Annotated in this window: 27 protein-coding genes; 18 read left to right on the forward strand and 9 right to left on the reverse strand. The window is 52.9% G+C overall.

Going from position 1 to position 24,804, the window contains the following annotated elements; all coding sequences use genetic code 11:
- Nucleotides 1–9: 9 nt before the first annotated feature.
- From HED65_RS04650 to hisP, 6 genes are all read left to right on the forward strand, one after another.
- Nucleotides 10–579: a UbiX family flavin prenyltransferase gene (locus HED65_RS04650; protein ID WP_047346638.1), complete on the forward strand. Its 570-nt coding sequence runs from the start codon at nt 10–12 to the stop codon at nt 577–579.
- 291 nt (nt 580–870) lie between these two features.
- Nucleotides 871–1,653, forward strand: coding sequence for a lysine/arginine/ornithine ABC transporter substrate-binding protein ArgT (argT, locus tag HED65_RS04655; RefSeq protein WP_063429138.1), 783 nt, complete (start codon nt 871–873; stop codon nt 1,651–1,653).
- Nucleotides 1,654–1,879: 226 nt separating this feature from the next.
- On the forward strand, nt 1,880–2,662 hold the full coding sequence (hisJ, locus tag HED65_RS04660) for a histidine ABC transporter substrate-binding protein HisJ (protein WP_008502592.1): 783 nt from the start codon (nt 1,880–1,882) through the stop codon (nt 2,660–2,662).
- 88 nt (nt 2,663–2,750) lie between these two features.
- Entirely contained in the window at nt 2,751–3,437 is a 687-nt protein-coding gene (locus HED65_RS04665) for a histidine ABC transporter permease HisQ (RefSeq protein WP_114977630.1), read from the forward strand.
- Nucleotides 3,434–4,150 (forward strand): ABC transporter permease, encoded by a 717-nt coding sequence (locus HED65_RS04670; protein WP_028016219.1) that lies wholly within the window; start codon nt 3,434–3,436, stop codon nt 4,148–4,150. The genes HED65_RS04665 and HED65_RS04670 overlap by 4 nt, the downstream gene beginning before the upstream one ends.
- An 8-nt stretch (nt 4,151–4,158) precedes the next feature.
- A complete protein-coding gene (gene hisP, locus HED65_RS04675; RefSeq protein WP_028016220.1) occupies nt 4,159–4,932 on the forward strand; it encodes a histidine ABC transporter ATP-binding protein HisP in 774 nt (257 codons plus the stop codon).
- A 36-nt stretch (nt 4,933–4,968) separates the two neighbouring features.
- Here hisP and HED65_RS04680 read toward each other — a convergent pair whose 3' ends face one another.
- From HED65_RS04680 to yfcG, 4 genes are all read right to left on the reverse strand, one after another.
- The gene (locus HED65_RS04680) at nt 4,969–5,478 is read right to left on the reverse strand and encodes a GNAT family N-acetyltransferase (RefSeq protein ID WP_114977631.1); all 510 of its coding nucleotides are present in this window, start codon (nt 5,476–5,478) and stop codon (nt 4,969–4,971) included.
- 44 nt (nt 5,479–5,522) lie between these two features.
- The gene (locus tag HED65_RS04685) at nt 5,523–6,416 is read right to left on the reverse strand and encodes a TIGR01777 family oxidoreductase (RefSeq protein WP_114977632.1); all 894 of its coding nucleotides are present in this window, start codon (nt 6,414–6,416) and stop codon (nt 5,523–5,525) included.
- 13 nt (nt 6,417–6,429) lie between these two features.
- On the reverse strand, nt 6,430–6,798 hold the full coding sequence (folX, locus tag HED65_RS04690; protein WP_028016226.1) for a dihydroneopterin triphosphate 2'-epimerase: 369 nt from the start codon (nt 6,796–6,798) through the stop codon (nt 6,430–6,432).
- Nucleotides 6,799–6,873: 75 nt separating this feature from the next.
- On the reverse strand, nt 6,874–7,503 hold the full coding sequence (gene yfcG / locus HED65_RS04695) for a GSH-dependent disulfide bond oxidoreductase (RefSeq protein WP_114977633.1): 630 nt from the start codon (nt 7,501–7,503) through the stop codon (nt 6,874–6,876).
- Nucleotides 7,504–7,642: 139 nt separating this feature from the next.
- Between yfcG and yfcF the strand changes: the two genes are divergently transcribed.
- Genes yfcF through yfcD form a run of 3 tightly spaced genes read left to right on the forward strand, consistent with a single transcriptional unit; the run spans nt 7,643 to nt 9,505 of the window.
- Nucleotides 7,643–8,287, forward strand: coding sequence for a glutathione transferase (yfcF, locus tag HED65_RS04700; protein WP_114977634.1), 645 nt, complete (start codon nt 7,643–7,645; stop codon nt 8,285–8,287).
- 56 nt (nt 8,288–8,343) lie between these two features.
- On the forward strand, nt 8,344–8,895 hold the full coding sequence (gene yfcE / locus HED65_RS04705; RefSeq protein ID WP_129995279.1) for a phosphodiesterase: 552 nt from the start codon (nt 8,344–8,346) through the stop codon (nt 8,893–8,895).
- A 55-nt stretch (nt 8,896–8,950) separates the two neighbouring features.
- Nucleotides 8,951–9,505 (forward strand): NUDIX hydrolase YfcD, encoded by a 555-nt coding sequence (gene yfcD, locus HED65_RS04710; RefSeq protein ID WP_028016230.1) that lies wholly within the window; start codon nt 8,951–8,953, stop codon nt 9,503–9,505.
- Nucleotides 9,506–9,508: 3 nt separating this feature from the next.
- Here the strand turns inward: yfcD and HED65_RS04715 are convergent, their stop codons facing one another.
- Complete coding sequence (locus HED65_RS04715) at nt 9,509–10,528, reverse strand: LacI family DNA-binding transcriptional regulator (protein ID WP_114977636.1); 1,020 nt, start codon at nt 10,526–10,528, stop codon at nt 9,509–9,511.
- Nucleotides 10,529–10,763: 235 nt separating this feature from the next.
- On the opposite strand from HED65_RS04715, the gene HED65_RS04720 reads away from it, so the two are divergent.
- The 5 genes from HED65_RS04720 to HED65_RS04740 all read left to right on the forward strand — a co-directional run bounded on the left by HED65_RS04720 (nt 10,764) and on the right by HED65_RS04740 (nt 14,745).
- Complete coding sequence (locus HED65_RS04720; protein WP_114977637.1) at nt 10,764–11,207, forward strand: PTS sugar transporter subunit IIA; 444 nt, start codon at nt 10,764–10,766, stop codon at nt 11,205–11,207.
- 79 nt (nt 11,208–11,286) lie between these two features.
- A complete protein-coding gene (locus HED65_RS04725) occupies nt 11,287–11,559 on the forward strand; it encodes a PTS sugar transporter subunit IIB (RefSeq protein WP_114977638.1) in 273 nt (90 codons plus the stop codon).
- Between the two features lie 21 nt (nt 11,560–11,580).
- The gene (locus tag HED65_RS04730; protein WP_114977639.1) at nt 11,581–12,972 is read left to right on the forward strand and encodes a PTS ascorbate transporter subunit IIC; all 1,392 of its coding nucleotides are present in this window, start codon (nt 11,581–11,583) and stop codon (nt 12,970–12,972) included.
- Nucleotides 12,969–13,799 (forward strand): transketolase, encoded by an 831-nt coding sequence (locus HED65_RS04735; RefSeq protein ID WP_114977640.1) that lies wholly within the window; start codon nt 12,969–12,971, stop codon nt 13,797–13,799. Before HED65_RS04730 ends, HED65_RS04735 begins: the two co-directional genes overlap by 4 nt.
- Entirely contained in the window at nt 13,792–14,745 is a 954-nt protein-coding gene (locus HED65_RS04740; protein WP_114977641.1) for a transketolase family protein, read from the forward strand. The genes HED65_RS04735 and HED65_RS04740 overlap by 8 nt, the downstream gene beginning before the upstream one ends.
- A 46-nt stretch (nt 14,746–14,791) precedes the next feature.
- On the opposite strand, the gene pta is transcribed toward HED65_RS04740, so the two are convergent.
- Both pta and ackA read right to left on the reverse strand, forming a co-directional pair.
- Complete coding sequence (gene pta / locus HED65_RS04745; RefSeq protein ID WP_114977642.1) at nt 14,792–16,933, reverse strand: phosphate acetyltransferase; 2,142 nt, start codon at nt 16,931–16,933, stop codon at nt 14,792–14,794.
- Nucleotides 16,934–17,009: 76 nt separating this feature from the next.
- Nucleotides 17,010–18,212, reverse strand: coding sequence for an acetate kinase (ackA, locus tag HED65_RS04750; protein ID WP_114977643.1), 1,203 nt, complete (start codon nt 18,210–18,212; stop codon nt 17,010–17,012).
- Nucleotides 18,213–18,549: 337 nt separating this feature from the next.
- Here ackA and yfbV point away from each other — a divergent pair, with 337 nt between their 5' ends.
- From yfbV to HED65_RS04770, 4 genes are all read left to right on the forward strand, one after another.
- Nucleotides 18,550–19,005: a terminus macrodomain insulation protein YfbV gene (yfbV, locus tag HED65_RS04755; protein ID WP_028016238.1), complete on the forward strand. Its 456-nt coding sequence runs from the start codon at nt 18,550–18,552 to the stop codon at nt 19,003–19,005.
- A 91-nt stretch (nt 19,006–19,096) separates the two neighbouring features.
- The gene (locus tag HED65_RS04760) at nt 19,097–19,591 is read left to right on the forward strand and encodes a YfbU family protein (RefSeq protein WP_008502874.1); all 495 of its coding nucleotides are present in this window, start codon (nt 19,097–19,099) and stop codon (nt 19,589–19,591) included.
- Nucleotides 19,592–19,602: 11 nt separating this feature from the next.
- Nucleotides 19,603–20,262, forward strand: a complete 660-nt coding sequence (locus tag HED65_RS04765; RefSeq protein ID WP_114977644.1) for a sugar phosphatase — start codon at nt 19,603–19,605, stop codon at nt 20,260–20,262.
- A gap of 76 nt (nt 20,263–20,338) precedes the next feature.
- The gene (locus tag HED65_RS04770) at nt 20,339–22,171 is read left to right on the forward strand and encodes an SLC13 family permease (RefSeq protein ID WP_114977645.1); all 1,833 of its coding nucleotides are present in this window, start codon (nt 20,339–20,341) and stop codon (nt 22,169–22,171) included.
- A 40-nt stretch (nt 22,172–22,211) separates the two neighbouring features.
- Here the strand turns inward: HED65_RS04770 and yfbR are convergent, their stop codons facing one another.
- A complete protein-coding gene (gene yfbR, locus HED65_RS04775) occupies nt 22,212–22,811 on the reverse strand; it encodes a 5'-deoxynucleotidase (RefSeq protein WP_028016242.1) in 600 nt (199 codons plus the stop codon).
- A gap of 94 nt (nt 22,812–22,905) precedes the next feature.
- Nucleotides 22,906–24,120 carry an alanine transaminase AlaA gene (gene alaA / locus HED65_RS04780; RefSeq protein ID WP_114977646.1) on the reverse strand — a complete coding sequence of 405 codons (1,215 nt, stop codon included), beginning with the start codon at nt 24,118–24,120 and terminating at the stop codon, nt 22,906–22,908.
- Between the last annotated feature and the right edge of the window lie 684 nt (nt 24,121–24,804).

Raw genomic sequence — 24,804 nt, forward strand, 5'->3', positions numbered from 1 at the left:
GCGAAAATCATGAAACGACTCATTGTTGGGCTCAGCGGTGCCAGTGGCGCGATTTACGGCGTACGTCTGTTACAGGTTCTGCGTAACGTGGCGGAAGTGGAAACCCATCTGGTGATGAGTCAGGCGGCACGGCAAACGCTCTCTCTGGAAACCGATCTCTCCCTGCGTGACGTTCAGGCACTGGCAGATGTCGTTCACGATGCCCGCGATATCGCCGCCAGCATCTCTTCAGGCTCATTTAAAACCGCCGGCATGGTTATCCTGCCCTGTTCTATTAAAACGCTCTCCGGCATTGTGAACAGCTATACCGACACGCTGGTGACGCGTGCGGCAGATGTGGTGTTGAAAGAACGCCGCCCTCTGGTTCTTTGCGTGCGGGAAACACCGCTGCATCTGGGCCACTTGCGCTTAATGACCCAGGCCGCCGAGCTGGGTGCGGTGATCATGCCACCGGTGCCGGCGTTTTATCATCGCCCAACCTCACTGGATGACGTGATTAACCAGACCGTTAACCGCGTACTGGATCAGTTTGATATCGACCTGCCCGAAGATCTGTTCACTCGCTGGCAGGGCGCTTGATTCTGTGCACGAACAAGGTGCATGAAAAGAGATGTTGCCCTGTTTCAGGGCAATTATGCAACGGCGATCATATCCTCGACATTTAATTCGTTTTTTCCCTTTTTCTCTTTCCGGTTCGTTCGGCAGACCTGCTATCTTTCACCATTAAGGCAATATCGCAACGTTTTATTAACATATTTAACGTCGAAGTTTTGACCAGACGGCAATGTGGCATAAGACCTGCAAGATGAAGCCTGCAACACAACACACAACACAATACATAATAAAATCACGGTACTTGAGGGTAAATGTATGAAGAAGACGGTTCTGGCTCTGTCTTTGCTGGTGGGGTTAAGTGCGGCAGCAGGTAGCTACGCAGCGCTTCCACAGACAGTTCGTATCGGTACAGACGCAACCTACGCGCCATTCTCTTCCAAGGATGCGAAAGGCGATTTTGTGGGGTTTGATATCGACCTGGGAAATGAAATGTGCAAACGCATTGCGGTGAAATGCACATGGGTGGGCAGCGACTTCGACGCATTAATTCCGTCGCTGAAAGCCAAGAAAATCGACGCCATTATCTCTTCTCTCTCCATCACCGAAAAGCGTCAGCAGGAGATTGCCTTCTCTGACAAGCTCTACGCCGCAGATTCTCGCCTGATTGCGCCGAAAGGTTCCCCTATCAAGCCAACCATTGACTCGCTGAAAGGCAAGCATGTCGGTGTGCTTCAGGGGTCAACTCAGGAAGGTTACGCCAATGCAAACTGGCGTGAGAAGGGCGTAGACGTCGTCGCGTACCAGAACCAGGATTTGATTTACTCTGACCTGGCAGCAGGTCGTCTGGATGCGGCATTCCAGGATGAAGTGGCTGCAAGCGAAGGCTTTCTGAAGCAGCCTGCGGGTAAAGACTACGCGTTTGCAGGCCCGTCAGTGAAGGACAAAAAGTACTTTGGTGACGGTACCGGTATTGGCCTGCGCAAGGATGACACCGAGCTGAAAGCCGCCTTTGACAAAGCGTTCGCAGAGCTGCGTAAAGACGGTACTTACGACAAACTGGCGAAGAAATACTTCGACTTCAACGTTTACGGCGACTGATGCCTGACGGCGATGCACCATGAAGGTGCGTCTCGGGAGTGAATGATCCACTACGGTGCATTTATTGCACTGTATTGGATCGCCATGTGCATACTTAAGCATTTATAATGCAAAAAATCCCAGCTGAAGGGCATTAATCTTTGCCTGTCAGAGGGGATTGATGGCACATTAGCACCACCCCGTCGTCGTAAAAATCCCGTATGAAGACAGTTTGTTGAGGACAGATATGAAAAAACTCGTGTTGTCACTATCTCTGGTACTGGCCTTTTCCAGCGCCACCGCGGCATTCGCAGCAATTCCGCAGAAAATTCGTATTGGTACCGATCCTACCTATGCTCCGTTCGAGTCAAAGAATTCTAAGGGTGAACTGGTTGGTTTTGACATCGATCTGGCCAATGAACTGTGCAAACGCATCAAAGCACAGTGTACCTACGTTGAGAACCCACTGGACGCGTTGATCCCTTCTCTGAAAGCCAAAAAAATCGACGTGATTATGTCCTCGCTCTCTATCACCGAAAAACGCCAGCAGGAGATTGCCTTCACTGACAAACTCTACGCGGCCGATTCTCGTCTGGTGGTAGCTAAATCGTCTGACATTCAACCAACGCTGGAGTCCCTGAAAGGTAAACGCGTCGGCGTGCTGCAGGGCACCACGCAGGAGACCTACGGTAACGAACACTGGGCACCGAAAGGGATTGAAATTGTCTCGTATCAGGGCCAGGAAAATATCTACGCAGACCTGACGGCAGGCCGTATTGATGCGGCCTTCCAGGATGAAGTCGCGGCGAGCGAAGGCTTCCTGAAGACGCCGGTGGGTAAAGATTACAAGTTTGGCGGTCCATCCATTAAGGATGTGAAGTTGTTTGGCGTGGGCACCGGTATGGGCCTGCGTAAAGAAGACAACGAATTACGTGAAGCGCTGAACAAAGCGTTTGCCGAAATGCGCGCTGACGGCACGTACGACAAACTGGCGAAAAAATACTTCGATTTTAATGTTTACGGCGGCTAATCGCCCCGTCAAATAACGTGCGGCCCCTCCCGAAGTGGGAGGGGAAAAGACACGGTTCCACCACTCACGATACGACAGGGCTCGCGGTATGCTGTACGGATTTTCTGGCGTTATTTTACAGGGCGCGCTTGTCACCCTTGAGCTGGCTATCAGCTCCGTGGTGCTGGCGGTGCTGATAGGTCTGGCGGGTGCCGGTGCGAAGCTTTCAGCTAACAAACCACTGGCATTAATTTTTGAAGGCTATACCACGCTCATTCGCGGTGTTCCTGATCTGGTGCTGATGCTGCTTATCTTTTACGGTCTGCAGATTGCGCTGAACAGCGCGACGGACGCGATGGGCATGGGACAAATTGATATTGACCCGATGGTGGCTGGTATTATCACCCTCGGTTTTATCTACGGAGCCTACTTCACTGAAACTTTCCGCGGTGCTTACATGGCCGTGCCGAAAGGTCACATTGAGGCGGCAACCGCATTTGGTTTTACCTCCTCACAAACGTTTCGCCGAATCATGTTCCCGGCCATGATGCGCTACGCGCTTCCGGGGATCGGTAACAACTGGCAGGTTATCCTCAAAGCGACGGCGCTGGTCTCGCTGCTCGGTCTGGAAGACGTCGTTAAAGCGACTCAGCTGGCGGGCAAGAGCACCTGGGAGCCGTTCTACTTTGCGGTGGTCTGTGGTGTGATTTATCTGGTCTTTACGACCGTCTCCAATGGTGTGCTGCTTCTGCTCGAGCGTCGCTACTCCGTGGGTGTGAAGAGGGCTGACCTGTGATTGAGATTATTCAGGAATACTGGAAATCGCTGCTGTGGACAGATGGCTATCGCTTTACCGGCGTGGCGATTACGCTCTGGCTGCTGATCTCCTCTGTGGTGATGGGCGGCATTCTGGCGGTGTTTCTTGCCATTGGCCGCGTGTCGAACAATAAATATATCCAGTTCCCGATCTGGCTGTTTACCTATGTGTTTCGCGGCACACCGCTGTACGTGCAGCTGCTGGTGTTCTATTCGGGGATGTACACCCTGGAGATCGTAAAAGGCACTGAGATGCTGAATGCGTTCTTCCGCAGTGGCCTGAACTGTACGGTGCTGGCGTTGACGCTCAATACCTGCGCCTATACCACCGAGATTTTCGCGGGGGCAATTCGTTCCGTGCCTTACGGGGAAATCGAAGCGGCACGTGCGTACGGTTTCTCGTCAGTGAAACTTTACCGCTGCATTATTCTGCCGTCGGCGCTGCGTATCGCGCTACCGGCGTACAGTAACGAAGTGATTTTGATGCTGCACTCCACCGCGCTTGCCTTTACCGCGACGGTACCGGATCTGCTTAAAATTGCGCGCGATATTAACTCCGCGACCTATCAGCCGTTTACTGCGTTTGGCATTGCGGCAGTGCTCTATTTAATTATCTCTTATGTTCTGATTAGCCTGTTCCGTAAGGCTGAAAAACGCTGGTTGCAGCATATAAAACCTTCTTCGACGCACTGAGAAAGATGATGGCTGAGAACAAATTAAACGTTATTGATTTGCACAAACGCTACGGCGAACATGAAGTGCTGAAAGGGGTGTCGCTGCAGGCTAATGCGGGCGACGTGATCAGTATCATCGGCTCATCCGGCTCGGGGAAAAGTACCTTCCTGCGCTGCATTAACTTCCTCGAAAAACCGAGTGAAGGCTCGATTGTGGTGAGCGGGCAGAATATCAATCTGGTACGTGATAAAGACGGTCAGCTGAAGGTTGCAGATAAGAACCAACTGCGCCTGTTGCGTACGCGTCTGACCATGGTCTTCCAGCATTTCAATCTCTGGAGCCATATGACGGTGCTGGAGAACGTGATGGAAGCACCGGTTCAGGTGCTTGGCCTGAGCAAGCAGGAAGCCCGCGAGCGTGCGGTAAAATACCTGGCGAAAGTGGGTATCGACGAGCGCCAGCAGATGAAATACCCGGTGCATCTCTCCGGTGGTCAGCAGCAACGTGTGTCTATCGCCCGCGCGCTGGCGATGGAACCCGAGGTGCTGTTGTTCGACGAACCAACTTCCGCGCTGGACCCTGAACTCGTTGGCGAAGTGCTGCGCATCATGCAGAAGCTGGCCGAAGAGGGAAAAACGATGGTGGTGGTGACGCACGAGATGGGCTTCGCCCGTAACGTCTCGAACCACGTTATCTTCCTGCATCAGGGGAAAATAGAAGAGCAGGGGCATCCGGACGAGGTGCTGGCAAATCCGCAAAGCCCGCGTTTGCAGCAGTTCCTGAAGGGCTCACTGAAGTAGATTTTTCCTTTCGCCCTCTCCCGTTGGGGGAGGGCATCAAACCGCACCGCACTCAAGCCGATACACCCAGTCGTCATAGCGCACGCCGTCAATCTCATACGCCTTTTCCAGCACCTGCGTACGCACAAACCCCGCTTTCTCCAGTACCCGCACCGAACCGCCGTTATCCGCAAGTACGTATGCGTTAATCGCTCTCACGCCAGTCTGATTAAACGCGTAATTACACACCGCGCGCAGTGCCTCGCTGGCGATGCCTTGTCCCTGCGCGGCAGGCACAACCGTATAGCCGATATCGGCCTCTTCACGATTCTCAGGGCTGATTTGCAGGCCAATATCACCAAGCGGCGTATCATCATCCTGGAAGCGAATGACAAATACATGAGCAGCAGTGAGTCGTGCGGCAAACACGCGTCGGGTCTCTTTTTCCGGCGCGATGGCGGCCATATAGCGCATGATGCTGCGATCTTCTCGCAGTGAGCGGAAGAAGGCCCAGTCAGAGGGTTCGAAAGGGGTGAGGTGAAGCCGGGGTGTGGTGATGGTTGCCATTATTACGCCATTTCATCTGGACATGGCGTATGAATGTAGCATATTCACCGCACCACATCCTCCAGCGCTTCTTCTAAGTCATACCAGCGGAATGCAAACCCGGCCGCTTCCAGCCGTTTTGGCAGCGCCCGTTGCCCGCCTAATGCCAGCACCGATGCTTCACCCATTATCAGGCGAATTACCGTTGCAGGGACACGTAAAATCGCCGGACGATGCAGGGCGTGCCCCAGCGCATGAGCAAACTGCTCATTACGCACCGGATACGGTGCAACCATATTAAATGGCCCGCGTAGATCGTTATCCAGCAGCCAGAGAATGCCGTTCACCATATCGTCAATGTGGATCCACGCCATATACTGGCGGCCATTACCGATTGGCCCGCCGAGCCCGAGCCTGAAAGGAGGAAGCATCTTCGCCAGAATGCCACCTTTCGGCGCAAGCACGATGCCGGTTCGCAACAGGCAGACACGGGTATGATCGCTCTGCGCGGCACAGGCGATGCGTTCCCACTGGGCGCAGAGTTTGTGGGTAAACTCGTTATGGGGTGGCTCTTCCTCGGTCACCACCACCTCGCCGAGATCGCCGTAATAGCCCACTGCTGAGCCTGAAATCAACACCGAAGGCGGCGTGTGGCTATTGCGAATAAGCTCGACCAGCTTTTCGGTAATGTTCCACCGACTGCTGCAGAGCAGCTGTTTTTGCTCTTCCGTCCAGCGTTTGTCGGCGATGGGTTCACCGGCCAGGTTGATGACAGCGTCAAAGCCGTCCAGATTTTGCTGCTCGGACAGATTTTTCCAGATGTCGATACCTGTCCCAAGCACCTGGCGCGCTTTCTCCGGGCTGCGCGTCACAACGGTAATGTCGTGATGCAGCGCCTGCAGGCGCGCAACGAGATGACGACCAATCAGTCCTGTACCGCCGGTCAGCAAAATCTTCATACAACCTCCAGGTTTACGCCTGGTGTTGCCAGCTTAACGTCATAGAGACGGAATCGGCGTAACGCAGGGCGTGAAGTTTATCGATCTCTACTTCAGCATAAGTGACCCAGTGATGTTCGCGTGCGATGTCGAGCACATCCTGAGTTAATTTTTCCAGCAGAGAGAAGCGGTTATTTTCCACGTACTGGATGATGTTTTTGGTTATCGTGCGGTAGTTCAGCGCATCATTAATGTCTTCACTGGCCCGCGCTTTATCTGCCGGGTAGTGGATGACCACATTAATGACAATATCCTGACGGTTGGCGATCTCTTCCTCTTTGATACCGATGAAGGTACGCAAGCGTAAATTTTTTATACGAATAATAGCGTCTGGCTGTGACATTGCAGGTCTTCTCCGTGTCAGTATTTCCTGCTCATAATACATGAGAGGCTCGCAGGCACCCAGCCTCATATCAGGTTAAATCTGCTGGATTTTTTGCATTGCGCGTTCGGTGGCCGGGCGGGTCCGAATACGCTCAAACCAGTTGTTCACTGCCGGGTAAGAGGCCAGGTCAATCCGGTGCTTTTCATAGGTATTCACCCATGGCCAGCAGGCTATATCGGCAATACTGTAATGATCGCCCCCGAGCCATGGCGTTTTCTCCAGTCGACGATTCAGGACACCGTAGAGCCGTTGAGTTTCAACCTGGTAGCGCTCTATCGCATAAGGAATGGGCTGCGGGGCGTAAGCGGTAAAATGGTGATTTTGCCCCAGCATGGGACCCAGTCCGCTCGCCTGCCAGAACAGCCATTGCAAAGTATGGTGACGTTCGCGCAATTCACCGCTCAACAGTTTGCCGGTTTTTTCCGCCAGATAGAGCAAAATTTCACCGGATTCAAACAGGCTCAATGGTCTGCCCCCATCTGCTGGCTGGTTATCAATGATGGCTGGAATTTTATTGTTTGGTGAGATAGCCAGAAAGAGAGGGCTGAATTGTTCGCCTTTGCTGATATCCACGCGAATGATCCTGTAATCCAGTTCGGTTTCTTCAAGAAAGAGGGTGATCTTTTGGCCGTTTGGGGTAGGGGCATAATAAAGGTCGATCATTTTCAACGCCTCTCCATGTGAATAATGGTGTCATGAAAATGAGTATAGGTGGTTGTTGTAAATCGTGAGTTTTCATCAAGTGACAGCGAGGCAAAGAGATTATATGTTGAGTAAAAACCGATCAGCCTATGAGGATGTTATGAACCAGCCTGTAATCACGTTGTGGTCCGATGCGAATTTCTTTTCTCCCTATGTAATGAGCGTATACGTTGCGCTGGCCGAAAAAGGTCTCACTTTTACGCTGAAGACCGTTGATCTTGATGGTGGTGAACATCTCAAGCCGCAGTGGCAGGGTTATGACCTGACCCGACGCGTACCGGTGCTGGAAATTGATGGATTTGCGCTGAGCGAATCGTCAGCGATTGATGAATATCTGGAAGATCGGTTCGCGCCACCAGAATGGGAGCGCATCTATCCTCACGATCTGCAAAAGCGTGCCAGGGCGAGGCAGATCCAGGCGTGGCTGCGTAGCGATCTGGTACCGATTCGTGTGGAACGCTCGACGGACGTCGTGTTTGCCGGGGTGAAAAAGCCAGCCCTGAGCGCAGAAGGTACAGAAAGCGCGCAAAAACTGATTGAAACCGCCACTTCACTGCTTGCGCATGGCAACCCGAACCTGTTTGGGGAGTGGTGTATTGCTGATACCGATCTGGCATTGATGTTAAACCGCTTGATCCTCAACAGCGATGAAGTGCCGCAACTGCTGGTGGATTATGCTGCGTTTCAATGGCAGCGCGCTTCTGTGCAGCGCTATGTGGCACTCTCCGCTAAGCGTGCGGGCTGATAACCCCTGGCGCTTCAGGTATGATAAGGGCAGTTTGTTTTCCCGAGGAGTGACTGATGAAACTGATGTTTGCGTCGGATATCCATGGATCGCTGCCCGCTACCGAGCGTGTTCTTTCCCTGTTTGCGCAAAACGGTGCGCAGTGGCTGATTATTCTGGGTGATGTGTTAAATCACGGCCCGCGTAATGCGCTGCCGGAAGGTTATGCCCCGGCGCAAGTGGCGGAAAAACTCAACCAGTCTGCCTCACGCATCATCGCCGTTCGCGGCAACTGCGACAGCGAAGTGGACCAGATGCTGCTGCATTTTCCCCTTACCGCGCCGTGGCAACAGGTACTGCTGGAAAAAAGTCGCCTGTTTCTGACGCATGGGCATCTTTTTAGCCCGGATAATCTCCCGGCGCTGGCGGCTGGCGATGTCCTGGTTTACGGTCATACTCATATTCCGGTTGCTGAAAAGCGCGGTGAGATTTATCACTTTAACCCGGGGTCGGTCAGCATACCCAAAGGCGGATACCCTGCGAGCTATGGCATGCTCGATGGAAATACGTTAAGTGTTATCGCACTTAATGATCAGCAAGTTATTGCGCAGGTAGCGATTAATCCGTAAGTTACACCTCAACTGCAAACGCGCCGAAAGAGCGCTTAGACGAGAAGGTTTCCCGATGGTGGAGCAGAATCATTTGGCAAGTACAGAGTGGGTTGACATTGTCAGCGAAGAGAATGAAGTAATCGCGCAGGCCAGCCGCGAACAAATGCGTGCGGAGCGTCTGCGTCATCGTGCGACATATATCGTTGTTCACGACGGTATGGGTAAAATTCTGGTTCAGCGCCGCACGGACACCAAAGATTTTCTCCCGGGTATGCTGGATGCCACTGCAGGCGGTGTGGTCCAGGCAGATGAAGTGCTGCTGGATTCCGCGCGTCGTGAAGCGGAAGAAGAGTTAGGTATTGCGGGCGTACCGTTTGCCGAACATGGCCAGTTCTATTTCGAGGATGAAAACTGCCGCGTCTGGGGCGGGCTGTTTAGCTGTGTCTCTCACGGGCCGTTTGCCCTGCAGGAAGAAGAAGTCAGCGAAGTGAACTGGATGACGCCGGAAGAAATTACCGCGCGTTGCGACGAGTTCACTCCAGATTCATTAAAAGCGCTGGCACTGTGGATGAGCCGTAACGCGAATAACGAGTCGACCAAATCAGAGAAAGAGGAAGAGGCTGAGTAAGCCTTAGCAACTCTCTCTCAGACACAGACTGGACGCGATGGGTTTTTGATCGCGCCAGTCTCCGTCATTCAGACGCTCCAGTAATGCTTTCCCGGCTTCGATCCCAATCTTGCGATGGGGAACTGCCATCGTCGTCAGCGGTGGCTGACAGACACGGCTGACATCGCTATCGCCAAATCCCACTACCGCCAGATCGTCTGGTACCTTAATACGTCTGCGTTGACACTCATACAGAGCACCGCAGGCCAGTTCGTCTGAGACGCACACCAGCGCATCCAGCTCAGGCCACGCCAGCAGGAATTCGGGCAGTTGTGCTGCGCCGGTCGAGAAAACTGGCGGCATGGCGGCGTTAATGACCCGGTTCGGTGACATATGGTGGCGAAGCATTGCTTTGTACCAGCCCTGTAAATGCTGCTGGAAAATCCACTGTTCCTGGTTGGCGCACAGCAGACCAATATTTTGATAGCCGCGTTTAATCACCATTTCCGTCAGTTCGTACATGGCTGCTACGTTATCTATCCCGATATTCATATCAATCGGATCGGCACGCATGGCCCCCATTTCCACCACCGGAATGGAGGCATTTTTCAACCAGTGGCGAACGGTGTCAGTATGTTCAACGCTGAGCAAAATGGCGGCGGCAATATTCGACGCCAGCAGTGTCTCCAGCAACTTCTCTTCCTGTTCAAGACGATGCTGGGATTCTGCCAGCATGATCTGATAACCAGCAGGCTGCAACACCTGCTGTAGCCCGGCGAACATCTCCGAGCAACCGGCCTCGGAGAGATTAGGAACAACCATCGCAATCGTCCATGACGAGGCTGAGGCCAGTGCACTGGCCGCAAGATTGGGCATATAACCCAACTCTTGCACCGCAGCTTCAATTTTTTCTCGCAGTTTATCGGAAACCTGTTCAGGCGTGCGGAGTGCACGGGACACGGTCATCGTGCCCACACCGGCTAGCTGTGCGACATCGGCGAGTGTCACTTTTCCGGTACTGCGCCGTTTTCGGGTTAGAGACATACACCTTCCTGCTGACCAGACGCGTTCTTATTTTCCTTCGTTTCACGTGACAGGCAGTATACGCCCTAAATCCCTTTTTTTGCTGTGATTTCACACCATGATTACAATTTGATAGCGCTATCACATTTCTGAATGTTAGCGATTGGTAGCGCTATCTTTGTGATCTTGATCGCAGTCAGGTATTGATGTGTTGAATAAAGTTTGCTCATCTTTTGCAGTGTGGCGGGAGTGAAAAGTGCTGAAAAAATGGATATATGATGCAACCATTACGATTCAGGAAAGCGTTGAAAGCTGGCCGCAGGCGCTGGAGATATGCGCAAAACCGTTGCTGGATCTGCAGGTTATCGCGCCGGAATACGTCACGGCGATCGTTGAGCAACATCGTACATTAGGACCTTACTATGTGCTGGCACCAGGGCTGGCGATGCCGCATGCGCGGCCGGAGGAAGGAGCCAAAGGATTGGGGCTGTCATTATTAAAACTAAAACAGGGCGTCTCGTTTGGTGCCGGTGAGTTTGACCCTGTCGATGTCATTATTATGCTCGCGGCGCCGGACAAACATAGCCATATCGAGATGATTTCTGCGCTGGCTGAATTGTTTTCCAGCGATGAAGATATGGCTGAATTACATCAGGCGAATACCCTGGAGGAAGTTAAAACGATTATTGACCGCTTCTGATTTAATTATTTAATCCGATTTTTACAACATTACGCACCGGCGTGATGGGGCGTGTTTTACTCAAAAAAAGGGGACAACAATGAAAATCATGGCTATTTGCGGCTCTGGCCTGGGCAGTAGTTTTATGGTTGAAATGAATATTAAAAAGGTGCTCAAAAAGCTGGAGATTGAAGCTGAGGTTGAACACTCCGATCTCTCCTCGGCCACACCGGGCGCGGCCGACCTGTTCGTGATGGCAAAAGACATTGCGGCCAGCGCCAGCGTGCCGGAAAGCCATCTGGTGGTGATCAACAACATCATCGACATCAACGAGCTTGAAGCGCAGCTGCGCGCCTGGTTCGAAAGACAATAACCCTGATAAGGCGAGGTGGATATGTTTATCCTTGAAACGCTGAATTTCGTTGTTGATATATTAAAAGTCCCTTCTGTGCTGGTGGGGTTAATTGCGTTAATCGGTTTGGTTGCACAGAAAAAAGCGTTTTCGGACGTAGTGAAAGGGACAATTAAAACTATCCTGGGCTTTATTGTGCTGGGTGGTGGTGCCACAGTACTGGTAGGGTCATTAAATCCTTTAGGCGGTATGTTTGAGCACGCTTTTACTATCCAGGGGATTATTCCAAACAATGAAGCGATTGTGTCGATTGCGCTGGAAAAATACGGTGCAGCGACCGCACTGATTATGGCCTTCGGGATGGTGGCAAATATTATCGTCGCTCGCTTTACCCGCCTGAAGTATATCTTCCTGACCGGGCATCACACCTTTTACATGGCGTGCATGATTGGTGTGATCCTGACGGTAGCGGGCTTCGAAGGCGTAGGGCTGGTCTTTACCGGCTCGCTGATCCTTGGTCTGGTAATGGCCTTTTTCCCGGCCATCGCGCAGCGTTATATGAAGCGTATCACCGGTAACGACGATATCGCCTTCGGTCACTTCGGCACGCTGGGCTATGTGCTTTCCGGCTGGATTGGCAGCAAGGTTGGCAAAGGCTCCCGCTCAACCGAAGAGATGAACCTGCCGAAGAACCTGAGCTTCCTGCGCGACAGTTCTATCTCCATCTCGCTGACCATGATGATTATCTATCTGATCATGGCGGTGAGTGCCGGGCGTGAATACGTTGAGGCCACCTTCAGCGGCGGCCAGAATTACCTGGTCTACGCCATCATCATGGCAATTACCTTCGCGGCGGGCGTGTTCATCATCCTGCAGGGTGTGCGCCTGATCCTGGCGGAGATCGTTCCGGCCTTTACCGGCTTCTCGGAAAAACTGGTGCCCAATGCACGCCCGGCGCTGGACTGCCCGGTGGTCTATCCGTATGCACCAAACGCGGTGCTGATTGGCTTCCTGTTCAGCTTCCTGGGTGGAATTGTGGGGTTGATCATCTGCGGCCAGTTTAACTGGGTGTTGATCCTCCCGGGCGTGGTGCCGCACTTCTTCACTGGCGCAACAGCGGGTGTGTTTGGTAACGCCACCGGTGGACGTCGTGGGGCAATGATAGGTGCCTTTGCCAATGGGTTGTTGATCACCTTCCTGCCAGTGTTGCTGCTGCCGGTGCTGGGCGCAATTGGCTTTGCTAACACGACCTTCTCGGACGCTGATTTCGGCGCCGTTGGGATTGTGCTCGGCAACCTGGCGCGCTTCCTGTCGCCGCTTGCCATTACCGGGCTGGTTGTGGCGTTGTTCGCGCTGCTGGTGGCGTACAACGTCTTCGCGAAAAACAAACCTGCAGAGGGTAATGCACAGGAAAACACCGGAGCCAAATCATGAATCAGAATGAGATAACCGAACTCGCACGTCAGATTCGCCTTGAGACGCTGAAATCCCTGACACAACTGGGGTTTGGGCACTACGGCGGCAGTATGTCAGTGGTTGAAACCCTGGCCGTGCTGTACGGTGCGGTGATGAAAATTGACCCGGCGGATCCGGACTGGCCAGAGCGTGACTATTTTGTCCTGTCGAAAGGTCATGCGGGCCCGGCACTCTACAGTACGCTGGCGATCAAAGGCTATTTCCCGATGGAAGAGCTGAGCACGCTGAACCAGAACGGTACCCGTCTGCCCAGCCATCCGGACCGCCTGAAAACGCGTGGCGTGGATGCCACCACAGGCTCCTTGGGGCAGGGGATTTCCATTGCCGGGGGCATGGCGCTGTCGCACAAGCTGGCGGGGCGACCGAATCGGGTCTTCTGCATTGTCGGTGACGGCGAATTGAACGAGGGGCAGTGCTGGGAGGCGTTCCAGTTTATTGCGCACCATCGTCTGAATAACCTGACGATATTCGTGGACTGGAACAAGCAGCAGCTGGATGGCGAGCTGGACGATATTATCTGCGTGTTCGACCTGGAAGGAAAATTCCGTGCCTTTGGTTATGACGTGGTGACGGTCAAAGGGGACGATATTCCGGCGCTGCTGGAAGTGACCTCTCTGGTTCCGGCGAAAGATGCGCGCCCGCTGGTGGTGATCCTGGACAGCATTAAGGGGCAGGGGGTGCCGTATCTGGAGCAACTCAGTAACTCGCACCATCTGCGATTGACCGCCGAGAGTAAAGCGGCCCTCAACGAGACGATCCGCCAACTGGAGGAAACTCATGATTAAGGTTGCACCTGCAGGACAGAAAGATGCCATTGAGATGCGTAAAGTCTACGCGGGTTTTGTGGCTAAGCAGATTGAGGCGGGGAGTGAGATTATCGCCCTGGAAGCGGATCTGATGAGCTCGATGGCGATGGATAGCGTGGCGCGTGATTATCCGCAGCATGTGATTAACTGCGGAATCATGGAAGCGAACGTGATTGGGACGGCGGCAGGACTGTCACTCACCGGGCGCAAACCGTTTGTTCACACCTTTACCGCTTTCGCCAGTCGTCGCTGTTTTGACCAGTTGTTTATGTCCCTTGACTACCAGCGCAACAACGTGAAGGTGATAGCCTCTGATGCGGGTGTGACGGCCTGTCATAACGGCGGAACGCATATGTCGTTTGAAGACATGGGTATCGTGCGCGGTCTGGCGCAATCAGTGGTGCTGGAAGTGACGGACACGGTGATGTTTGAGGACGTGCTGCGCCAGCTTATCGACCTGGAAGGGTTCTACTGGGTGCGCACCATCCGTAAGCAGGCACCGAGCGTGTATGCGCCTGGCTCGACGTTTACCATCGGCAAAGGCAATGTGCTGCGCGAAGGAACTGATATTACCCTGATTGCCAATGGCATCATGGTGGCGGAAGCACTGGAAGCGGCTAGTCAGCTTGAGCAGGAGGGCGTCAGTGCAGCGGTCATCGACATGTTTACCCTGAAGCCGATCGATCGGATGTTGGTGAAAAACTACGCCGAGAAAACCGGGCGTATTGTGACCTGCGAAAACCACAGCATCCACAACGGGTTGGGGTCGGCGGTGGCGGAAGTGCTGGTGGAGACGTGTCCGGTGCCAATGCGGCGCGTGGGCGTGAAAGAGCGTTACGGCCAGGTGGGTACGCAGGATTTCCTGCAAAAAGAGTACGGCCTGACGGCACTTGACATTGTGTCGGCGGCAAGAGAGCTGCTGTAAATAAAAAAGGCGACCAAGTGGTCGCCTTTTTCGTGCAGTGAATAAATTACTGCTGCTGCGAAGACTGGATCGCGGTCAGTGCGATGGTGTAGACGATATCGTCTACCAGCGCACCACGGGACAGGTCGTTCACAGGTTTGCGCATACCCTGCAGCATTGGCCCGATGGAGATCAGGTCTGCAGAACGCTGTACCGCTTTGTAGGTGGTGTTACCGGTGTTCAGATCAGGGAAGATGAACACGGTCGCGCGACCTGCAACCGGAGAGTTCGGCGCTTTGGATTTCGCAACGTCAGCCATAACCGCAGCATCGTACTGCAGCGGGCCATCGATCATCAGGTCAGGACGTTTTTCCTGCGCCAGACGAGTTGCTTCACGGACTTTCTCTACATCGCTACCTGCACCAGAGGTACCGGTAGAGTAGGAGAGCATTGCCACACGTGGTTCGATACCGAAGGCAATCGCGGAGTCAGCAGACTGGATAGCGATTTCAGCCAGCTGCTCTGCAGTTGGATCCGGGTTAATCGCACAGTCACCGTAAACATAAACCTGTTCAGGCAGTAGCATGAAGAACACGGAAGAAACCAGAGAGCTACCTGGAGCGGTTTTGATCAACTGCAGCGGTGGACGGATGGTGTTCGCAGTAGTGTGAACAGCACCGGAAACCAGGCCATCAACTTCGTCCTGCTCCAGCATCAGCGTACCCAGCACTACGTTGTCTTCCAGCTGTTCACGCGCAACGGCTTCGGTCATACCCTTGCTCTTACGCAGCTCAACCAGACGTGCAACATAGCTTTCGCGAACCACTTCCGGGTCAACGATTTCGATGCCTGTACCCAGTTCAACACCCTGAGATGCCGCAACGCGGTTGATCTCGTCCGGGTTGCCCAGCAGCACGCAGGTCGCGATGCCGCGCTCTGCACAGATAGCCGCCGCTTTAACGGTACGTGGTTCGTCGCCTTCTGGCAGAACAACACGTTTGCCCGCTTTACGCGCCAGCTCGGTCAGCTGGTAACGGAATGCAGGAGGAGACAGACGACGGCTGCGCTCGGAGGTCGCCGTCAGGGATTCGATCCAGTCTGCGTTAATGTAGCCAGCAACGTATTCCTGAACTTTCTCGATACGCTCGTGGTCATCAACCGGCACTTCCAGGTTGAAGCTCTGCAGGCTCAGGGAGGTCTGCCAGGTGTTGGTGTTCACCATGAAGACTGGCAGGCCAGTGGCGAACGCGCGTTCGCACAGCTTGCTTACGCGTGGGTCCATCTCGTAGGCACCGGTCAGCAGGATAGCACCGATTTCCACGCCGTTCATCGCGGCCAGGCACGCTGCAACCAGTACGTCAGGACGATCTGCGGAGGTCACCAGCAGGGAACCTGCGCGGAAGTGTTCCAGCATGTGCGGAATGCTACGCGCACAGAAGGTCACGGACTTCACGCGGCGGGTATTGATGTCGCCTTCGTTAACGATGGTGGCGTTCAGGTGACGCGCCATGTCGATTGCACGGGTGGCAATCAGATCGAAACTCCATGGTACCGCGCCAAGTACTGGCAGCGGGCTGGATTCCTGCAGTTTAGCCGGGTCAACTTTGATGACTTTCGCTTTGGAGGAGTCGTCGAAGATCTCGGACAGATCAGGGCGAGTACGGCCCTGCTCATCAACTGGCGCATTCAGTTTGTTAACGATTACGCCAGTGATGTTGGTGTTTTTCGCGCCGCCGAAGCTGCTGCGAGTCAGTTCGATACGCTCGTTCAACTGCTCAGGGGTATCAGTGCCCTGAGACATCACGAAAACGATCTCTGCGTTCAGGGTTTTCGCGATTTCGAAGTTCAGAGACTGGGCAAACTGGTGTTTGCGGGTCGGGACCAGACCTTCAACCAGCACCACTTCCGCGTCTTGCGTGTTAGCGTGGTAGTTGGCGATGATCTCTTCCATCAGCACGTCTTTCTGGTTAGTGGACAGCAGAGATTCAACGTGGCTCATCTTCAGCGGTTCAGCCGCTGGCAGATTGGAGTTTTTACGAACGATGGTGGTGGTCTGGTCTGGCGCATCGCCACCGGCACGAGGCTGGGCGATTGGCTTAAAGACGCTCAGACGAACGCCTTTGCGTTCCATAGCACGGATAACGCCAAGGCTGACACTGGTCAGGCCGACGCTGGTTCCGGTAGGGATCAGCATAATAGTACGGGACACGGTTTATCCTCTTTCGTTACCGCCGACATTGGGCGGGTTACAAAACAGCACCGCCAGCAGAGCTGGCGGTGTGGAATCAGGCGGTCAGACGGCTTGCGTCTTGCGCGATGACCAGCTCTTCGTTAGTTGGGATAACGATAGCTGGGCGGGTGCCTTCTTTGTTGATGAAGCCAGACTTGCCGAAACGGGCAGCCAGGTTACGCTCGTGATCAACGTCGAAGCCCAGAACGCCCAGTTTGCCCAGGGACAGTTCACGCACCATTGCCGCGTTCTCACCGATACCACCGGTGAAGATAACTGCGTCCAGACGGCCTTCCATCAGCGCAGTGTAAGAGCCGATGTACTTCGCCAGACGGTGGCAGTAAACGTCCATTGCACGTTTTGCGTCTTCTTTTTCTGCGTAGTTGTCTTCAACGTAACGGCAGTCGCTGGTGACTTCGGTCAGACCCAGCAGGCCAGACTCTTTGGTCAGCATTTTGTTGATCTGGTCAACGCTCATGCCCAGGGTGTCGTGCAGGTGGAAGATGATTGCCGGGTCGATGTCACCGGAACGGGTACCCATCACCAGACCTTCCAGTGGAGTCAGACCCATGGAGGTATCAACGCATTTACCGTTGCGGATAGCAGAAACAGAACCACCGTTGCCCAGGTGGCAGGTGATGATGTTCAGCTCTTCAACTGGTTTATTCAGTACTTTTGCCGCTTCCTGAGTTACATAGAAGTGGCTGGTGCCGTGTGCGCCGTAACGACGAACACCGTGCTCTTTGTACAGGCTGTATGGCAGGGCATAGAGGTAAGACTCTTCCGGCATAGTCTGATGGAACGCGGTGTCAAACACGGCCACGTTTTTATCTTTCAGATTCGGGAAGGATTTCAGCGCTTCAGCGATACCGATCAGATGCGCCGGGTTGTGCAGCGGTGCAAATGAGGCAGCATCTTTGATGCCCTGAATAACAGTTTCGTCGATCACGACGGAGCTGGTGTATTTTTCGCCGCCGTGGACGATACGGTGACCAATCGCAGTCAGCTGAGCAGACAGTTCTGGTTTTTGTGCCAGAATAGTGTTAACGATAAAGTTCAGCGCTTCACTGTGAGCGGCGCCTGCACCTAAAGCCGCTTCTTGTTTGCTGCCGTCCATCTTCCACTTGATACGTGCTTCAGGCAGATGGAAACATTCGGCCAAACCAGAGAGGTATTCGTCACCGTTGAGCGCATCGATGATGGCGAATTTCAGTGAGGAGCTACCGCAGTTCAGAACCAGTACTAACTTACTCGACATGGAAGTACCTATTATTGATACGTGGCTAAAAAAACGTCAGTGAGTCTAACAGCGTAACGCATGATGACTCAGACATTTATGATTAACATCATGCCAAACGAACATTCTGGCATGATGAAAGAAATACCTATGATTTTATGCCATTTTGAACATTTTTCAGACAATGGCATAATATGCGATAATTTGACGAGTTAATGATTCTCGTCTATGGCCCTATCAGGCTGGCACAGGATACCCGATACGGGGTAGGGATGACAAAATATTTTGAACGTTGTCATAGCCTGTTGTGGTTTTGCACGAAAATTTTAATTTTTATATGTGAAGTTGAGGTACAGCCATGTCGACACCAGAGAACCCGACCGTAAATTTCTTTAGTCTGTTTCGTCGGGGACAGCATTACGCAAAGACGTGGCCGATGGAAAAGCGTCTTGCACCCATGTTTATAGAGAATCGCACCATCCGCGCAACGCGCTATGCGATTCGATTTATGCCTCCCGTCGCTATCTTTACCCTGTGCTGGCAAATCGCGTTGGGTGGTCAGCTTGGTCCGGCGGTCGCGACGGCGCTCTTCGCGTTAAGTCTGCCAATGCAGGGGCTCTGGTGGTTAGGTAAACGCTCCATCACACCGCTTCCGCCTTCTATTTTACACTGGTTTTATGAAGTGCGCGGAAAACTGGAAGAGGCAGGCCAGGCGCTCGCCCCGGTCGAAGGTAAGCCGGATTACCAGGCGCTGGCCGACACACTTAAGCGAGCTTTTAAGCAACTTGATAAAACATTCCTCGATGATTTGTGATTGATCATCGAAACGACTATTAAAAGAAGGCACAGTAACAATCAGTTACCGTGTCTTTTTTTTAAGTGCAATGCGCTACAGGAGTCGAAAGATGGAAATGACCCATGCTCAACGTCTGATTTTGTCTAACCAGTACAAGATGATGACTATGCTTGATCCCGATAACGCTGCGCGCTACAGCCGCCTGCAGACCATCGTCGAACGCGGCTTTGGTTTGCAAATGCGCGAACTGGATCGCGAGTTTGGTGAGCTGAAAGAAGAAACCTGCCGCATCGTGATCGACATTATGGAGATGTATCACGCTCTGCATGTGTCCTGGACGAATCTTAAAGATCAGCAGTCCATTGACGAGCGTCGTGTCACCTTCTTAGGCTTTGATGCCGCGACGGAAGCGCGTTATCTGAGCTATGTTCGCTTTATGGTGAATACCGAAGGACGTTATACCCACTTTGATGCGGGCACCCACGGTTTCAACGCGCAGACCCCAATGTGGGATAAATACCAGCGCATGTTGAGCGCGTGGCACGCCTGTCCGCGCCAGTACCATTTAAGCAGCAACGAAATTCAACAAATCATTAATGCCTGACGGAGGTGCGTGTGCAGTGTAGAGGTTTTCTGTTTGATCTGGACGGTACGCTGGTGGATTCGCTACCGGTTGTGGAGCGCTCCTGGTGCCATTGGGCTGACAGACATGGCATCGACCATCAGGAGGTGCTGAATTTTATCCATGGCAAACAGGCCATAACCTCGCTAAGGCACTTCCTGGCCGGGCGCTCTGAGGACGACATTCAGGCGGAGTTCAAATACCTGGAACACATTGAAGCCACCGATACGGACGGCATCACTGCATTACCAGGGGCACGCGAACTGCTTGAGCATCTGAACGAGGCACAGATCCCGTGGGCGATTGTCACCTCCGGTTCCGTGCCGGTTGCTCATGCCCGACACAAGGCGGCAGGCCTGCCAACGCCCGAAGTGTTTATTACGGCAGAGCGCGTAAAGCGCGGAAAGCCTGAACCCGACGCCTTTTTACTGGGTGCCGAATTGCTGGGGCTCCCTCCGGCAGAGTGTGTAGTGGTGGAAGATGCAGCGGCAGGCATCCTGGCCGGGTTAAACGCCGGTAGCCACGTTATCGCCGTCAACGTTCCGACGGACTCCCCCCGGCTGAGTGAAGCGGACTTTGTGCTCGATTCCTTGACGGCACTGGTTGTTTCAAAAGCACCTGATGGCGTTGTAACCGTCTCGCTGAAAATGTAATCCCATGATATAGCCCCACATTGTTGGGGCTTTTTTATGGTAAAAAATTCTCATCTCCCACTGACAAGGACATGTTGTGAACGGTGAACTGATTTGGGTCCTTAGCCTGCTTTTAATCGCCATCATTCTTTTCGCCACAGGCAAGGTTCGCATGGATGCGGTCGCCTTGTTTATCATCGTTGCTTTTGTGCTGAGCGGTACGCTCACGCTGCCGGAAGCCTTCTCCGGGTTCAGCGATCCCAACGTCATTCTGATTGCCGCCCTGTTTATTATTGGTGATGGTCTGGTGCGCACCGGCGTAGCGACCATCATGGGAGCATGGCTGGTGAAGGTGGCCGGTAGCAGTGAAACAAAGATGTTGATCTATCTGATGCTGACCGTTGCCGGGCTGGGGGCGTTTATGAGCTCAACGGGCGTGGTCGCGATTTTTATCCCGGTGGTGCTGAGTGTCTCCATGCGGATGCAGACCTCGCCGTCGCGCCTGATGATGCCTCTGAGTTTTGCCGGTTTGATCAGCGGTATGATGACGCTGGTGGCAACGCCGCCGAACCTGGTTGTTAACAGCGAGCTTATCCGGGAAGGATTCCAGGGGTTCAGTTTTTTCAGCGTCACCCCACTTGGGCTGGTCATTCTGCTGTTGGGTGTGGTCTACATGCTGCTGACCCGTTTTGCTCTGAAAGGGGAAAAGCAGGATAAAACCAAAGAGAGCTGGAAGCGACGTACCTTTCGCGATCTGATCAAAGACTACCGTCTCACCGGACGTGCCCGCCGTCTGGCCATTCGTCCCGGCTCGCCGATGGTCGGGCAGCGGCTTGACGACCTGAGGCTGCGTGAGCGTTATGGCGCGAATGTGATCGGTGTAGAGCGCTGGCGTCGTTTTCGCCGGGTTATCGTCAACGTCAACGGGGTTTCGGAATTTCGTGCGCGGGATGTCCTGCTGATTGATATGTCCACCGCAGATGTGGATCTGCGCGAATTCTGCAGCGAGCAAATGCTGGAGCCGATGGTGCTGCGCGGGGAGTATTTCTCAGACCAGGCGCTCGATGTCGGCATGGCCGAAGTGTCGCTGATCCCGGAATCGGAATTACTGGGTAAAACCGTGCGCGAAATCGGCTTCCGAACCCGCTATGGATTAAACGTGGTGGGATTGAAGCGTGATGGCGTCGCGATGGAAGGGGCCGTCGTGGATGAGCCTATCCAGTTGGGGGATATTTTTCTGGTCGTCGGTAACTGGAAGCTCATCAGCCAGCTCGGGCAAAAAGGGCGCGATTTTGTGGTGCTCAACATGCCAGTTGAAGAGAACGATGCCTCTCCGGCTCACAGTCAGGCTCCCCACGCTATTTTTTGTCTGGTGTTAATGGTCGCGCTGATGCTGACCGATGAAATACCTAATCCTGTGGCGGCGATTATTGCTTGTTTACTGATGGGCAAATTCCGCTGTATTGATGCCGAAAGTGCTTATAAAGCGATTCACTGGCCGAGCATTATATTAATTGTCGGCATGATGCCCTTCGCCCTGGCGTTGCAAAAAACCGGCGGGGTGGATCTGATCGTTAAAGGTTTGATGGACGTTGGCGGCGGGTATGGGCCATACATGATGATGGTCTGCCTGTTTATTATGTGCGCCACCATCGGTCTGTTTATCTCAAACACCGCGACGGCGGTATTGATGGCACCGATTGCGCTGGCGATGGCGAAATCAATGGGCGTGTCACCGTATCCCTTTGCGATGATGGTAGCGATGGCGGCCTCAGCAGCGTTTATGACGCCAGTCTCTTCACCGGTCAATACCCTTGTACTGGGGCCGGGGAACTACCGATTCAGCGATTTTGTGAAACTGGGCGTGCCGTTCACCGCGCTGGTGATGCTGGTGTGTGTGGTATTGATACCGGTCCTGTTCCCGTTCTGAGAATTTTGCCGGGTGGCGGCTTCGCCTTACCCGGCAAAAATTACAACGGCGAATCCTGACTAATCTCGTCCAGCGATAAATGGAAGCTTGGCACGAACACCTGCATAAAATAATCCATCTCTTCGCTGCGGCGTGATTCCAGCGTTTTCTCCAGACGCGTTTTCGCCAGTAAAAATTCGTTATTCCCCGCAGACAGCTCTTCCAGACACTTCAGATAGGCGCAGAGTGCGTCGGCCTGTTTGACCAGAGACTTTTCATCTTCCGTGTACTGGTGCTCATCGATCAGCGGCTCAAAGATATCGCGTAACTCCTCCGGCACCATATCTATCAGCTTCTGCTGGGCAATTTTCTCGATGGCCTTATATTCCTGCGCAATCTGTGAGTTGAAATATTTCACAGGCGTAGGCAGATCGCCGGTCAGCACTTCAGACGCGTCATGGTACATCGCCAGCAGGGCAATGCGCTCCGCGTTGACCTGGCCGTTAAATTTGCGGTTTTTAATGGCGGCCAGCGCATGAGCAACCATGGCAACCTGCAAACTGTGCTCCGATACATTCTCAGTGCGCACGTTGCGCATCAGCGGCCAGCGGTTGATGAGTTTCAGGCGGGAGAGATGGGCAAAGAAATGACTCTGACTCATAAGGTACCTTTTGTCTTCACTGCGACAGACTTCATTGTGCGGGGAGGGGAGGGAAGATGCAAATCAGGCTACCGAAGTAGCCTGATTTTTAAGATTACTGATGATAGCCGGAAAGGAATCGCCCGAATCTGCTGATGGCCATTTCGAGATCATCTTCGCGCGGCAGCGTAACGATACGGACATGATCTGGCCACGGCCAGTTAAATGCCGTTCCCTGAACCAGCAGCACTTTTTCCTGTAACAGGAAATCAAGCACCATTTTCTGGTCGTCATGAATATTGAAGCGCTTCGCGTCGATCTTCGGGAACATGTAGAGTGCCCCGTTTGGCTTCACACAGGAGACACCAGGGATGTCGTTGATCAGTTCCCATGCACGGTTACGCTGTTCGTACAGACGACCGCCAGGGACAATAAACTCACTAATGCTCTGATAGCCACCGAGCGCCGTCTGGATCGCGTGTTGCGCTGGTACGTTGGCACATAAACGCATCGAGGCCAGCATCTCCAGCCCTTCAATATAGCCTTTCGCGTGCTTTTTCGGGCCGTTCAATACCATCCAGCCCTGACGGAAACCCGCCACACGGTAGGTTTTAGACAGACCGTTAAAGGTAACGGTCAGCAGGTCCGGGGCTAGCGCGGCGATAGAGTGGTGCTGCGCCGCGTCATACAGGATCTTGTCGTAAATTTCGTCGGCAAAGATGATTAGGTTGTGCTGACGGGCGAGTTCGACGATCTCCATCAGAAGTTCTTTGGAATAAACCGCACCCGTTGGGTTGTTCGGGTTAATAATCACGATGCCACGCGTACGAGGGGTAATTTTCTCGCGAATATCATCGAGATCAGGGAACCAGTTAGAAGACTCGTCGCACAAATAGTGCACCGCTTTCCCACTGGACAGAGATACGGCCGCCGTCCACAACGGATAATCCGGCGCAGGTACCAGCATCTCGTCGCCACTGTTCAGCAGCGCCTGCATCGCCTGCACGATCAGTTCAGAGACACCGTTGCCGATGTAGATATCTTCAACGGTAACATCGCGCATACCGCGTGCCTGGTAGTGCTGCATGATGGCTTTACGCGCGGAGTAAAGTCCTTTTGAGTCGCAATAGCCTTGTGCGGTGGGCAGGTTACGGATCACATCAACCAGAATTTCATCCGGCGCTTCAAAACCAAATGGCGCAGGGTTACCAATGTTGAGTTTCAGAACCTTATTGCCTTCTTCTTCAAGGCGTTTTGCCTCTTTCAGAACCGGGCCGCGGATGTCATAACAGACGTTATCTAGCTTGCTGGATTTTTCGATAGGGGACATGAACCTTTAACCTTTTCGCTATTATTGCCACTCCCTGCCGTGGAAGTCAGCACGGAATAATGTACTCCCCCCTCGCTTCGTTTTGAAGGGTGTGCAGTAGAAGATTTTGTGAAGAGAGCAAAAGTCTGGTGAATCTATTTCGCTATTAATGCGCAGCTTTACTGTCTTAAAGTTATGCACATAGCACATGCTTAGGTTGATTGTACTGTTAATTTGAAAAAATACTGTATATTGTGCTGGTGAAAATAAGTGGCGAGCAGTACCATGGGTAAGTCACGCTGCGTGACTTTTCGTAAAACCTGAATGCTTGCTACATTTTACCGTAATAGCATGATGTGGCTAAAAGTTACTCATGTGAAATTAATGTTAAGCATTATTAATGAAAGACCTTAATCTAAATTAAAATTTATTTATTATTAACGAACAAAATGCAACTTTAGTTAATATTAATAAAATCAGTTTAGAAGCTTAACAACCCGTTTTAATCCGCAATATTGCAATAAGACTTATAAATAAAGTGGATTTGGGTTAAGATGTCTTTCAGGAAAGCAGATGACAGAGGCATATGTTTTGTTTATCTGGAACTGCTTATCTGAATTAATTGATTGTTATTGTTGGAGTTATCTCTGGCTGGAATGTGTCGAACATTTCCCGCTACGTTGACAGCGCTGCGATATAGATGGC

Origin of the sequence: Pantoea sp. LS15 (genome assembly GCF_012241585.1) — a bacterium.
GTDB lineage: Bacteria > Pseudomonadota > Gammaproteobacteria > Enterobacterales > Enterobacteriaceae > Enterobacter.